Here is a 12,582-nt window from a genome sequence, read left to right on the forward strand (position 1 = left end):
TCACGCGTCCCAGAGGGCGCCGAAGGACAGGAGCTCGGCGCGGTATTCGATGCGGCCCTCCCAGTCGCGGGGCCAGGCGTCCGCGCCCAGGTGGGCGCCCGCGAAGGCGCCGGCCAGGCAGGCGATGGAGTCGGAGTCGCCCGCGGTGCAGGCCGCGCGGCGCAGGGCCAGGAGCGGTTCCTCGGGGAAGAGGAGGAAGCACTGGAGAGCGGTGGCCAGCGCCTCCTCGGCGATCCAGCCCTCGCCGGTCGTCAGGCAGGGGTCCGTTTCCGGGGAGGGGGTGCGCAGGGCCGCCGCGAGGCGGTCCAGGACCTCCAGGCACTCGTCCCAGCCGCGCGCCATGAAGGACTCGGCCGAGGCGTCGGAGGCCGTCCGCGTCCAGAGGTCGCCGAGCCAGCGCTCGTGGTAGCGGGTGCGGTTCTCCAGGGCGTACGAGCGCAGCTGCCCGACCAGGCCGGTCACCTCCGTGCCCCGCGCCAGCAGGAACACCGCCCGCGCCGTGAGGTCGGAGGCGGCCAGGGCCGTGGGGTGGCCGTGGGTCAGGGCCGACTGGAGCTGGGCCGCGCCGGCCCGCTCCTCCTCCGTCCAGCCCGGCACCAGCCCGACGGGAGCCACCCGCATGTTCGCTCCGCAGCCCTTGGAGCCGATCTGGCTGGCGTCGCGCCAGTCCCGCTCGGGCAGGTTCAGGAGGCTGCAGGCCTTCAGGCAGGTGCGGCCCGGGGCCCGGTTGTTCTCCGGGGAGTGGTACCAGTCGACGAACTCCTCCCGGACCGGCCGCGCGAGGCGCAGCGGGCCGACCCGGCCCCGCTCCGCGGCGGTCCGTATGCCCCGGGCGAGGGCCAGCGTCATCTGGGTGTCGTCCGAGACGATCGCCGGCCGGATCAGGGCCATCTCCCGCCACGGGCCGGTCTTCGCCAGGATCCCGGGCACGTCGTTGAACTCCGTGGGGAAGCCGAGGGCGTCTCCGAGCGCCAGGCCGATCAGGGAGCCGGTGGCGGCCCGCTTCGTGTGCGTCGGTTCCGTCGGTTCCGTCGGCTTCTTCGGCGTAGTCGTCATCGCGTGTGTCCTTCCGAGGGGCGCAGCAGGGGCGGGTGCAGGGTGTTGGCGGGGCCGGGCCGGTAGAGGGCGGCCGGTTTGCCGCGACCGCCGGTGAGCCGGGCGGCTCCGGGCACGGCCTCGACGAAGCCGGGCGTGGCCAGCACCTTGCGGCGGAAGTTGGGGCGGTCCAGGACGGTGTCCCAGACGGTCTCGTAGACGGCCTGGAGCTCGCCGAGCGTGAACTCGGGCGGGCAGAAGGCGGTGGCCAGGCAGCTGTACTCCAGCTTCGAGCCGATACGGGACCGGGCGTCCGCGAGGATCTCCTCGTGGTCGAAGGCCAGTCCGAAGTCCGGCGCGCAGGCCTCCCCCACCGGTACCCAGCGGGCGCGGTCCGCGTCTCCGCCGCCCCCGGCCACCGGTTCCGGCAGATCGGGGACGAGCGCGGTGAAGGCCACGGAGACCACGCGCATGCGGGGGTCCCGGTCCGGTGCGCTGTAGGTGCGCAGCTGGTCCAGGTGCAGGGCGTCGATCACGTGCGCCGACAGTCCGGTCTCCTCGGCCAGTTCGCGCCGGGCGGCCGCTTCCGCGGACTCCCGGGGCAGCAGGAAGCCGCCGGGCAGCGCCCAGGCGCCCGCGTACGGTTCCTGCCCGCGCCGGATCAGCAGCACGTGCAGGGTCCCGCCGCGCACGGTGAAGACGGCGAGGTCGACGGTCACCGCGAAGGGTGCGAAGGCGTGCGGGTCGTACCCGTGCCCGCCTCCGTGCTCGCCTCCGGGGCTGGGTCCGGTGTCACTCATCGGCTCCGCTCCCCCGCCCGCTCCGCCACCCGCTCCGGCAGGGGATCCGCGAACTGCCACCCCTCCGCCAGGAGTCCGTCGACGGCGGCCACCGCCGCCGCCAGCCGCTCCTCGCGGTCCCCGCGGACCACCAGGAAGCGCTTCCCGGTCCGTTCCAGCTCCTCCAGGAACCGCCCGGTCATCCACGGCCGAAGCTCCGCTCCGTCGCGCAGCCCGTCGTCCTCGAAGGGCACGTCCGCGTGGTCGGTGAGCAGGTACAGGTCCCGCCGCGTCCCGGCGGCGATCCGCTCGACCTCCGCACTGCGCGCGCCGGTGTACCGCTCGTGCCAGATCCCGGTGGCGAAGGAGTCCGTGTCGCAGAAGAGCACCGGTGATCCCAGCCGGGCCGCCCGCTCCTCGTCCGCGTCCTGCCGCCGCGCGATCACCGGGAACTCCGCCGGGGCGAAGCTCACGTCGGCCCAGGTCGCCGCCGGGTCCGCCGCGCGCGCCGCCGCCAGCCGCTCCTCGCTGTACCGCCGGCCGTACTCGGCGACCCAGCCCGTCTTCGCCCACACCCCGCCGCGCCCCCGCCAGTGCTCGGCCAGGGCCCGCGACAGCGTGGTCGTGCCGGTGGACTCGGCGCCGAGTACGACGATCCGCCGGGTCAGCGCCGCCCGTACGGCGGGCCCCAGGAACTCCCAGTTCCCGACCGGGTCGGCCCGTACGGCCGTACCGGACACCGGGAAGAGGGTGCGGTCCGGGTCCACGCAGACCTCCTCGGCGCCGAACCGCCGCGCGAGCTCGGTCCCGTAGGCCTCGGAGGTGAAGACGGCGTCGACCGGGCGGCGCACCGCGCGCCGGAAGATCGCCATGTGCGCCTCCCAGACGGCCGGGTCGTGGAGGTCGACCGGGATGTCGTCGACCGCGCCGACCACCTCGGCCCCCGGGTGCGCCTCGCGCATCCAGGCGACCCGGTCGGCGAGCGGTACGGACTCCACGGAGGCCGCGCAGACCAGTACGGTCAGCCGCTCGCACTGGTCCTGCGCGGTGCGCACCAGGTGGTGGTGGCCGGCGTGCGGCGGATAGAACTTGCCGAGGACCAGGCCGTGGCCGTGGCGCTTCACGCCGTCACCTGCCGTACCGCGCGGGCGCCTTCCGCCGGGAGCGCCCGGCGCCAGCCGAGGAGTCCGGCCACGCACAGGGCGAGGAAGCCGACGTAGAGCACGGAGGTCAGGTACAAGCCCTTGTAGGCGTACAGCGGGATGTACACGAGGTCGGCGGCGATCCACAGCCACCAGGACTCGAGGAGCTTGCGGCACTGCCCGTACGTGGCCGCGAGCGAGAGCCCGGTCGTGGCCGCGTCCCAGAACGGGACGGTGGAGTCGGTGGCCCGGCTCAGCAGCAGGGTCAGGCCGAGCACCCCCACCGCCCCCGCCGCGGCCAGCACGGTCCACTCGGCGGCCGTGGTGCGGCGCACCGGCAGGGCCGTGGTGGTGCCCGGGCCACCCCCGTGGGTCCAGGACCACCAGCCGTAGGCGGCGAGGGCGATGAAGACGATCTGCAGCCCGGCGTCGGCGTAGAGGCCGGCCTGGGCGAAGAGCACGATGAAGAAGACGTTGTTGGCGATGCCGATCGGCCAGTTGGCGATGTGCTGCCGGGCGACCAGCCAGACGCACACGGCCCCCGTGACGAACCCGAGGATCTCGGTCCAGCTCGTCTGCCATCCCATGACGCCCCCTCCCTTTATAGTCAAGTTGACTATAAACAGGGTCCGGGGTCCGGCACAACCAAAAAACCCGCGGCGCCCGAGGGCACCGCGGGTTCTGGAGGCCTTCAGGAGGCCGGGGTCCTACAGACCGACCTCGCGCATGAGCATGCCGACCTCGGTGTTGGTCAGGCGGCGCAGCCAGCCGGACTTCTGGTCGCCGAGCTCGATCGGGCCGAAGGAGGTCCGCACGAGCTTCTCGACCGGGAAGCCGGCCTCGGCCAGCATGCGGCGGACGATGTGCTTGCGGCCCTCGTGGAGGGTCACCTCGACCAGGTAGTTCTTGCCGAGCTGGTCGACGACGCGGAAGTGGTCGGCGCGGGCGTAGCCGTCCTCCAGCTCGATGCCGTCCTTGAGGCGCTTGCCGATGTCGCGCGGCAGCGGACCGGTGATCGCGGCGACGTAGGTCTTCTTCACGCCGTACTTCGGGTGCGTGAGGCGGTGGGCCAGCTCACCGTGGTTGGTGAGCAGGATGATGCCCTCGGTCTCGGTGTCGAGCCGGCCGACGTGGAAGAGACGCGTCTCACGGTTGGTGACGTAGTCGCCGAGGCACTGGCGGCCGTCCGGGTCCTCCATCGTGGAGACGACGCCGGCCGGCTTGTTCAGCGCGAAGAACAGGTGCGACTGGGTGGCGACGGTCAGGCCGTCCACCTTGATCTCGTCCGAGGGCTTCACGCGCTTGCCCTGCTCCAGGACGATCTCGCCGTTGACCTCGACGCGCGCCTGCTCGATGAGCTCCTCGCACGCACGGCGCGAACCCATGCCGGCACGGGCGAGCACCTTCTGCAGACGCTCACCCTCCTCCTCGGCGCCCGGGAAGGTCTTCGGGGTCTTGATCACGGGCTTGTCGGCGTACCGGTCGCGCACGCGCTCCTCGATCCGCGCCTCCAGCTCGCGCGGCTTGGACTGGCCGCTGCGGGAGCCGGGGCCGCTGCGCGGGCCGCCGGCGCCGCCGATGCCCGGGGTGCGGGAGACCTTCGGGCCGCCCTTGGCGCCACCGCGGGCCGCAGCGCCTCGCGCACCGCCACCGCGGTTGGCGTCGGCCGCGCCGCGGGCACCGCCGCCGCCCGCCTTGGCACCGCCGCGGCCGTTGCGCTCGCCCTCGGGGCCCACGTCGTAGCGACGCTCCTCGGGGCGGGGGTTGCGGATGCGGGGGGCCTGCTCGCGGTCACGGTCGGAGCCGCCGCCCTGGTAGCCGCCGGAGGAGCCGCCACCCTGGTAACCGCCGGAGGAGCCGCCACCCTGGTAACCGCCACCGGAGGAGCCGCCGCGAGAGCCACCGCCCTGGTAACCCCCACCGGAGCTGCCGCCGCGCGAGCCGCCACCCTGGTAGCCACCGCCCGAGGAGCCGCCGCGCGAGCCGCCACCCTGGTAGCCACCGCCCGAGGAGCCGCCGCGCGAGCCGCCGCCCGAGCTGCCGCCGCCCTGGTAGCCGCCACCGGAGGAGCCGCCGCGCGTGCCGCCACCCTGGTAGCCACCGCCCGAGGAGCCGCCGCGCGAGCCACCGCCCGAGCCGCTGCCGCCGCCGGAGCCGCCACCGCGGTAGCCACCACCGCCGCCGCTGGAGGAGCCGCCGCGGGGGGAGCCACCGCGCCCGCCACCACCGCCGCCGCTGTTCCTGTTGCCGCCACCGTTGCCGTTGCCGCTGCTTCGCATCAAAGTTCCGTCGTCTTGTCGTCTTCATCGGTATCCGGAGAGTCCGGATCGAACGACGGAACACCCTCTTGCGTCTCGGCTTCGATCGCGTCCGCCTCGGGGAGGAAGGGCGCGAGCTCCGGGAGCTCGTCCAGGCCACGCAGGCCCATCCGCTCCAGAAAGTAGTTCGTCGTCCTGTACAGGATCGCACCTGTTTCGGGTTCCGTCCCCGCCTCCTCCACCAGACCCCGCTGGAGGAGGGTGCGCATGACCCCGTCGCAGTTGACTCCGCGGACCGCCGAGACCCTCGACCTGCTGACCGGCTGGCGGTACGCGACGACGGCCATCGTCTCCAGAGCCGCCTGGGTGAGACGGGCCTGCTGACCGTCGAGGACGAAGGCCTCCACCGCCGGCGCGTAGTCCGCCCGGCTGTAGAACCGCCAGCCCCCGGCGACGAGCCGCAATTCGAATCCGCGCCCCTGGACCTCGTACTCGTCCACCAGCTCGCGCAGCGCCCGCGCGACCTCGCGGGGGGTCCGCTCCAGCACCTTGGCCAGGTGCGCCTCGGTCGCCGGCTCGTCCACGACCATGAGGACGGCCTCCAGGGCCGGCTTCAGCGCCAGCCCGGCCACGGGGGTCGTCACGTCACTCATTCCTTGACCTCCACGATCTGGTCGAACTCGTCCGTCACCGTCGGCATGCCGTCCCCGTCCCCGCCGCTCCAGCGCACCGTGAGCGTCGTCAGGGCCTCCTCCTGGTCCAGGACCACCGCCTTCTCCCGGTAGAGCTCCAGGAGGGCCAGGAAGCGCGCCACGACGGTCAGGGTGTCCGCCGCGTCCTCGGTGAGCTCCTGGAAGGTGGCCTCGCCCCGGGCCTTGAGCAGCGCCACGACCAGCCCGGCCTGCTCCCGGACGCTCACGAGGGGCGCGTGGATGTGGTCCACGTACACCTGGGGCTTCGCCCGGGGCTGCATGGCCTTGACCGCGAGCCGCGCCAGCCCCTCGCCGCCGATGCTGATGACCACCTCGGGGAGCAGCTCGGCGAGGTGGGGCTCCAGCCCCACGGTGCGCGGGTAGCGCTTGCCCTCGATCTCGGCCCGCTCCTGGAAGATCTCGGCGATCCGCTTGTACGCCCGGTACTGCAGCAGCCGCGCGAACAGCAGGTCCCGGGCCTCCAGCAGCGCCAGGTCCGCCTCGTCCTCCACCTCGGCGACGGGCAGCAGCCGGGCCGCCTTCAGGTCGAGCAGGGTGGCGGCGACGACGAGGAACTCGGTCGTCTGGTCGAGGTCCCAGTCGGGCCCCATCGCACGGATGTGCGCCATGAACTCGTTGGTGACCTCGGACAGCGCGACCTCGGTGACGTCCATCTTGTGCCGGGAGATCAACTGCAGCAGCAGATCGAAGGGCCCCTCGAAGTTCCCGAGGTGCACCGTGAACCGGCCGTCCCCGACGGGGTCCGGCACTGCTTCGGCCTCGACCGGCGCCCCGGCCGTGCGCTCGGGCACGGCCACAGGGGCCGCCAGGGGAGCCGCTACGGGCTCCCCGGCCCCCTCGGGCCCCTCGGGGCCACCGGGGGTCTCCGAGGCCGCCCCGGGGGCCGGTACGGGAGCACCCGGGCCGCGGCCCAGCGAGCGGCGGGGCGGGAGGCCGGGTTCGGCGGGAGGGGTCATCGCGGTCCAGGGAGGTACGGAGCGAACGTCTGGCTGACCTGGGCCGGGGCCCAGCCCCTAAGACTCCCACGCACGACCACGCCGAACCCTCGGGGACTCCGACCGAATCCGGGGCCCGGGGCTCTTCAGCCGCCCGGCGTTCGAGGACCGGCGTCCGGGGCGGAGCCCCAGGGGGGCCGGGCGCAGCCCTGGACCCCTACAGCCCGTCCGGCGCCTGAGGACCGGGTTCGGGCAGAGCCCGGGGAACGGTGGAAGGGCGGGGAGGGGACTTCACCCCGCAGGGCCCGCCCAGCTCGCCGCACGCGGCAAGGGCGACGGCCCAAGCCCGGCCGAGCCCCCGCAGGGACTCAGCGCCCCCGCAGCCGGCGGACCAGGATGCTCGCGTCGCCGCGGGACTCCAGGTCGGCCAGCACCACCGCGACGGCCTCCCGCACGATCCGACCCCGGTCGACCGCCAGCCCGTGCTCCCCGCGCAGCACCAGCCGCGCGTGCTCCAGGTCCATGAGCTCCTCGGCGGAGACGTAGACCGTGATCTTCTCGTCGTGCCGCTCGCGCCCGCTGGGCCGCCGGTTCGCACCCCGGCCCTGCCCCTTGCCCCGACCGGGGGTGGGGGCGGGGACGGCGTTACCGGAACCTTCCTGCGGCCGCCGCTGCGGGCCGACGCCCGGCTCCGTACCGGCTTCAGCCTCCCGGCTGCGGCCCTCTCCCGCCGTGCCCTCCGCGGCCGAAGCCGCGTGCTCCACGCCCCGCGCCGAGTTCGGCGAGGAGGAGGTCAGCGCCATCCCCCCGGTCGTACGGAACAGTTCGTCGGCTCCGGGCAGACTCACTCGGCGGGACACCGGGCGAGCACCTCCCTGGCCAGCTGGCGATAGGCGGCGGCACCGACGGAGTTGGAGGCGTACGTGGTGATCGGCTCGCCGGCGACCGTGGTCTCCGGGAACCGCACCGTGCGGCCGATGACCGTGTGGTAGACGTGATCGTCGAAGGCCTCGACGACGCGCGCCAGCACCTCACGGCTGTGCACCGTACGGGAGTCGTACATCGTGGCGAGGATGCCGTCGAGCTCCAGCTCCGGGTTGAGCCGCTCCTGCACCTTCTCGATGGTCTCGGTCAGCAGCGCCACACCGCGCAGCGCGAAGAACTCGCACTCCAGCGGCACGATGACCTTGTGAGCCGCCGTCAGGGCGTTCACGGTCAGCAGACCGAGCGAGGGCTGACAGTCGATCACGATGTAGTCGTAGTCGGGCAGCAGGGGCTTCAGGGCCCGCTGCAGCGTCGACTCGCGCGCGACCTCGCTGACCAACTGCACTTCGGCGGCCGACAGGTCGATGTTGCTCGGCAGCAGGTCCATGTTGGGGACCGCCGTCTTCAGCAGCACCTCGTCGGCCGACATGCCCCGCTCCATGAGCAGGTTGTAGACCGTCAGGTCGAGTTCCATCGGGTTGACCCCGAGGCCGACCGACAGCGCGCCCTGCGGGTCGAAGTCGACGAGCAGCACCCGGCGCCCGTACTCCGCGAGCGCCGCGCCCAGGTTGATGGTCGACGTGGTCTTGCCCACGCCGCCCTTCTGGTTGCACATCGCGATGATGGTCGCCGGACCGTGATCGGTCAGCGGTCCCGGGATCGGGAAGTACGGCAGCGGCCGTCCGGTCGGGCCGATCCGCTCACGGCGCTGGCGTGCAGCGTCGGGGGCGAGAGTGGCCGCGTACTCGGGGTCGGGCTCGTACTCCGCGTCCGGGTCGTAGAAATGCCCCTCGGGCACCTGTTCGTAGTCGGCGAAACCCACGGGCTTGTCGCCGCTCAGGTCGCCGGCCCTGGAGTTCACGTCTAGGCCGTCCATGCTCTTTTGGGGCGTCGTCATGTGCTGGTGGTTTGCGAAGGTGCGGACCGCTACGGATCCCACGGCTTCGATTCCGGCAGGACCCTGGCCCCGCGCAGGCCCTCCTGCTCGACCACCTCCAGGAGCAAATGTCGACTCATTCACAAGTCGTCTTACCTCCTCGGACGTGACCAGGACACTTATCGATAGGTCAGCGTGGCACCATGCCGACGGTTGGCGACTCTATGGCGTGTCACCACTCAGCGGCAACACAATCCGCCGGACCCACCGCGATGTGTCGGCAACCGAACACCACTCTGTCAAGGGCGTACGAGCTGTCGCCGGGAAGTTTCGCGGGTGCGCGAAAGGGTTAAAGGGTTACGTTCGAGGCGAGTTGAGCGGCCTCGCCGGGGACCCCGGGAACGCCTCCGGCCGGACCTCGCGAGCAAGGTCCGGCCGGATACGTGAGATTGACGTCAGTCGTTGACGAATCAGCCGAGCAGCGTGCTCAGCTCGAGGGTCTCGAGACCGTGGGCCTCGGCGACCTCACGGTAAACGACCTGGCCGTCATGGGTGTTGAGGCCAAGCGCGAGCGCCGGGTCACGACGCAGCGCCTCGACCCAGCCGAGGTTCGCGAGCTGCACGATGTAGGGCAGCGTGGCGTTGGTCAGGGCGTAGGTGGAGGTGTTCGGCACCGCGCCCGGCATGTTGGCGACGCAGTAGAAGACCGAGTTGTGGACCTGGAAGGTCGGCTCGGCGTGAGTGGTCGCGCGGGAGTCCTCGAAGCAGCCGCCCTGGTCGATCGCAATGTCGACAAGGACACTTCCGGGCTTCATCTTGGCGACGAGCTCGTTGGTGACCAGCTTCGGGGCCTTCGCACCCGGGATCAGCACCGCGCCGATGACGAGGTCGGCCTCGATGACGGCCTTCTCCAGCTCGAAGGCGTTGGAGACGATCGTCTTGATCTTCGTGCCGAAGATCTTGTCGGCCTCGCGGAGCTTGTTGATGTCGCGGTCCAGCAGGGTCACGTGGAAGCCCATGCCGACGGCGATCTGCACGGCGTTCCAGCCGGAGACGCCGCCGCCGATGACCACGCACTCGCCGGCGTGGGTGCCGGGGACGCCGCCGGGGAGCACGCCGCGGCCGCCGACCGAGCGCATCAGGTGGTAGGCGCCGACCTGCGGGGCCAGGCGGCCCGCGACCTCGGACATCGGGGCGAGCAGCGGGAGGGCGCGGTTCGCCGTCTCGACCGTCTCGTACGCGATGGCGGTGGTGCCGGACTCCAGCAGGGCGTCCGTGCACTCGCGGGAGGCCGCGAGGTGCAGGTAGGTGAAGAGGGTCTGGTCCTTGCGGAGGCGGTGGTACTCCTCCGCGATGGGCTCCTTGACCTTCAGCAGCAGGTCTGCGGTCGCCCAGACCTCGTCGGCGGTACCGAGGATCTCGGCGCCTGCGGACACGTACTCCGCGTCCGTGATCGAGGAGCCCACACCGGCGTTCTGCTCGACGAAGACCTGGTGGCCGTTGCGGACCAGCTCATGCACGCCGGCAGGCGTGATGGCGACCCGGAACTCGTTGTTCTTGACCTCGCGGGGGATGCCGACCTTCATCGTGGCTCACGGTCCTTGGCTCAGGGGATGTTTCGGGCTACTTCCATACAAACCCGTCCACAAGAACGCGCAACGGGATGCACCAGAGGATGACCTGGTGAAGCCAGTCTAATGAAGGATGAGCGGCTGTCTAGCCTTGCAAAGTAATAATCTCAGTCGGAAACGCTGCGGATTTCGCAGGCTGCGGGGTCATCTCCCAGCAATCTGTCGGCCGCGGACCTGTGCAGCCTGGCAGCCGCGGGATCGCCGAGCCGGTCCAGCGTGTCCGCCAGCCGCACCTGGAGCGCGGCCTGAAGTCGCAGGTCCCCGGCCTTCCGCGCGAGCTCCACCGCCTCCCGGCAGGTGTGCAGCGACTCCTCGGGCCGCCCCGCGTACTCCTGGATCCGCGCCATCTCGCTCAACGCCTTTGCCTGGCCCGGGACATCGGCCAGCTTCCGGTAGCCGGCCGAGGCCGCCCGCCAGCTCCGCAGCGCGTCCCCGTACCGGCCCGCGTACGTGTGCACGTTCCCCAGCCGTCCGTACAGCCGCGCCTCGTCCGCGCGCTCCCCCCGGGCGAGGGCATGGGACAGGGCCCGGCCGAACCAGTCGGAGGCCCGGTGCCAGTCACCCAGCTCCTGGTGCGCACCGCCTACGGATTCCATCGCGCGGCCCGACGCGTACGGGTCATTCGCCGCCTTTCCCGCGTCCAGCGCGGCCCGGTACCGGTCCAGCGCCTCCCGCGTCCGGCCGGTCTCGGCGTCCAGATCGGCCAGGTTCAGCAGCGCGGCGGCCTGTTCCCGGTGCAGATCGCGCCGCTCGGCCACGTCCAGCACGAGCCGGTGCAGCCCGTACAGCTCGGGCGCGGCCCCGGCGGTGCCGCGGTGCTCGGACAGCGCCCGCGCGAGCGCCGCCACGAACCTGCGCGCCAGGGTGTCCAGCTCCCCGTCGGCCACGGCCAGCGAGGCGGCGGCCAGCAGAGCGGGCAGCCGGGTGTCCAGCCAGGTCTCCGCCGCCCGCCGGTCGGCGAAGCGCAGCGCGCGCGGCACCCCGTCGAGCTTCTCCGGGGCCCCGACGAGCCCTCCGGGGCCGTCGTGCCCGTCCGCATCCGGCTCCGCCATGGCCCGGCAGGAGAGCAGCAGCCGTACGGTGCGCTCCAGCATCCGGGCCCGCGCGAGCTGGACCTCGGCGGGCCGCTCCTTGGCCTTCAGCAAGGCCTGGAGCAGCGGCGCGAGGCAGCCGGGCAGCAGGTACAGCCCGTCGTGGGCGGGCCTGAGCAGGCCCAGCGCGGCGAAGTCCTCCAGGGTCGACTGCGCGGCGGCCACGGAGCAGCCCGCGAGGGCGGAGGCCACGTGGGAGTCGACGAGGCCCGCCGGGGCAAGCGGAAGCAGCCGCAGGGTCCGCTGGGCGGGCTGCGGGAGGGATTCGTAAACGAGCCTGAAGGCCTTGGCCAGCGGACCGCCGACAGCGGTGGGCATATCGTGCAGCTGCTTGCCCACGTCCGCCACGGAGGCCTTGGGGCGCGCGGCGAGCCAGCCGCCGGCCAGGGCGAGCGCGGCGGGCTGGCCGCCGCACTCCTCGGCGAGGGCTTCGGCCGCGCGCGGGTCGTTGGCGACGCGGATGTCGCCGATGCGGTGGACGAGCATGCGGACGGCCGAGGGGGTGTCGAGACCGCCCAGGGTGCAGGGTCGGACATCCGGAATCCCGGTCAGGGGGCCCTCGGCGGTGACGACGACCAGGCACTCGGGGGTGTCCGGCAGCAGGGCGTCGACCTGGTGCGGATCGGAGGCGTCGTCGACGAGCAGGACCATGCGGCGGCCGGCCAGGGCCGTGCGCAGGGCGGAGCTGAGGTCGTCCTCGGCGGCGCCGGGCGGGGTGGGCTGCCCGAGCCCCTCCAGGAGGGTGCGGACGGCACGCTCCGTGGCGACGGCCTCCCCCGTGGGGGCGGTGAGGCGGACCTTCAGCACCCCGTCGGGATAGTCGTCGGCGATCTCCCGGACCAGCGCTTCGGCGAGGGCGGTCCGGCCGGAGCCCGGACGCCCGGCGACGAGGAGCACCCGGGCGCGCGGGGCCTTGGCCTTGCGGCCGGAGAGGGTGTCGAGCCCGGTTCGCGCGATGTCCTCGCGGAGCTCCTTGAGCTCACGCCGCCGCCCGACGAAATCCGTCACGGATCCGCTCCTCTCGCTGCCTTCGGATTGCGAGCGTAGTTCACACAGAGCGACGGACAGGGTGGAGCGCGGCGGACAAATCGCCCGATCGGATCAGCGGATGGGCACATTTTCTTGACGCGCGGCTCG

Annotated in this window: 11 protein-coding genes; all 11 read right to left on the reverse strand. The window is 72.7% G+C overall.

Features of this window, described 5'->3' with window-relative positions; translation table 11 throughout:
* Positions 1 to 1,056, reverse strand: a complete 1,056-nt coding sequence (locus tag OG247_RS10665; protein WP_327252013.1) for an ADP-ribosylglycohydrolase family protein — start codon at positions 1,054 to 1,056, stop codon at positions 1 to 3.
* Complete coding sequence (locus OG247_RS10670) at positions 1,053 to 1,835, reverse strand: NUDIX hydrolase (protein WP_327252014.1); 783 nt, start codon at positions 1,833 to 1,835, stop codon at positions 1,053 to 1,055. The genes OG247_RS10665 and OG247_RS10670 overlap by 4 nt, the downstream gene beginning before the upstream one ends.
* Positions 1,832 to 2,938: an AAA family ATPase gene (locus OG247_RS10675; RefSeq protein WP_327252015.1), complete on the reverse strand. Its 1,107-nt coding sequence runs from the start codon at positions 2,936 to 2,938 to the stop codon at positions 1,832 to 1,834. Before OG247_RS10675 ends, OG247_RS10670 begins: the two co-directional genes overlap by 4 nt.
* Positions 2,935 to 3,543 carry a nicotinamide riboside transporter PnuC gene (gene pnuC, locus OG247_RS10680; protein ID WP_327252016.1) on the reverse strand — a complete coding sequence of 203 codons (609 nt, stop codon included), beginning with the start codon at positions 3,541 to 3,543 and terminating at the stop codon, positions 2,935 to 2,937. The genes OG247_RS10675 and pnuC overlap by 4 nt, the downstream gene beginning before the upstream one ends.
* A gap of 120 nt (positions 3,544 to 3,663) precedes the next feature.
* Entirely contained in the window at positions 3,664 to 5,235 is a 1,572-nt protein-coding gene (locus tag OG247_RS10685; protein ID WP_327252017.1) for a pseudouridine synthase, read from the reverse strand.
* Positions 5,235 to 5,867 carry an SMC-Scp complex subunit ScpB gene (gene scpB / locus OG247_RS10690; RefSeq protein WP_243340993.1) on the reverse strand — a complete coding sequence of 211 codons (633 nt, stop codon included), beginning with the start codon at positions 5,865 to 5,867 and terminating at the stop codon, positions 5,235 to 5,237. The genes OG247_RS10685 and scpB overlap by 1 nt, the downstream gene beginning before the upstream one ends.
* On the reverse strand, positions 5,864 to 6,883 hold the full coding sequence (locus OG247_RS10695) for a segregation and condensation protein A (protein WP_327252018.1): 1,020 nt from the start codon (positions 6,881 to 6,883) through the stop codon (positions 5,864 to 5,866). The genes scpB and OG247_RS10695 overlap by 4 nt, the downstream gene beginning before the upstream one ends.
* 347 nt (positions 6,884 to 7,230) lie before the next feature.
* Positions 7,231 to 7,722, reverse strand: a complete 492-nt coding sequence (locus OG247_RS10700) for a hypothetical protein (RefSeq protein ID WP_266876780.1) — start codon at positions 7,720 to 7,722, stop codon at positions 7,231 to 7,233.
* On the reverse strand, positions 7,707 to 8,744 hold the full coding sequence (locus tag OG247_RS10705) for a ParA family protein (RefSeq protein ID WP_266958946.1): 1,038 nt from the start codon (positions 8,742 to 8,744) through the stop codon (positions 7,707 to 7,709). Before OG247_RS10705 ends, OG247_RS10700 begins: the two co-directional genes overlap by 16 nt.
* A gap of 449 nt (positions 8,745 to 9,193) precedes the next feature.
* Complete coding sequence (ald, locus tag OG247_RS10710; protein ID WP_266876781.1) at positions 9,194 to 10,309, reverse strand: alanine dehydrogenase; 1,116 nt, start codon at positions 10,307 to 10,309, stop codon at positions 9,194 to 9,196.
* A gap of 152 nt (positions 10,310 to 10,461) precedes the next feature.
* Positions 10,462 to 12,453, reverse strand: coding sequence for an AAA family ATPase (locus OG247_RS10715; protein WP_327252019.1), 1,992 nt, complete (start codon positions 12,451 to 12,453; stop codon positions 10,462 to 10,464).
* Positions 12,454 to 12,582 lie beyond the last annotated feature (129 nt).

It is taken from the genome of Streptomyces sp. NBC_01244 (assembly GCF_035987325.1).
In the GTDB taxonomy this organism is placed as follows: domain Bacteria; phylum Actinomycetota; class Actinomycetes; order Streptomycetales; family Streptomycetaceae; genus Streptomyces.

What these genes read in the sequence shown, in the direction of transcription:
- OG247_RS10665 (WP_327252013.1), bottom strand. Translation starts at nt 1,056, where the DNA reads ATGACGACTACGCCGAAGAAGCCGACGGAACCGACGGAACCGACGCAC.
- OG247_RS10670 (WP_327252014.1), bottom strand. Translation starts at nt 1,835, where the DNA reads ATGAGTGACACCGGACCCAGCCCCGGAGGCGAGCACGGAGGCGGGCAC.
- pnuC (WP_327252016.1), bottom strand. Translation starts at nt 3,543, where the DNA reads ATGGGATGGCAGACGAGCTGGACCGAGATCCTCGGGTTCGTCACGGGG.
- OG247_RS10685 (WP_327252017.1), bottom strand. Translation starts at nt 5,235, where the DNA reads ATGCGAAGCAGCGGCAACGGCAACGGTGGCGGCAACAGGAACAGCGGC.
- scpB (WP_243340993.1), bottom strand. Translation starts at nt 5,867, where the DNA reads ATGAGTGACGTGACGACCCCCGTGGCCGGGCTGGCGCTGAAGCCGGCC.
- OG247_RS10695 (WP_327252018.1), bottom strand. Translation starts at nt 6,883, where the DNA reads ATGACCCCTCCCGCCGAACCCGGCCTCCCGCCCCGCCGCTCGCTGGGC.
- OG247_RS10705 (WP_266958946.1), bottom strand. Translation starts at nt 8,744, where the DNA reads ATGACGACGCCCCAAAAGAGCATGGACGGCCTAGACGTGAACTCCAGG.
- ald (WP_266876781.1), bottom strand. Translation starts at nt 10,309, where the DNA reads ATGAAGGTCGGCATCCCCCGCGAGGTCAAGAACAACGAGTTCCGGGTC.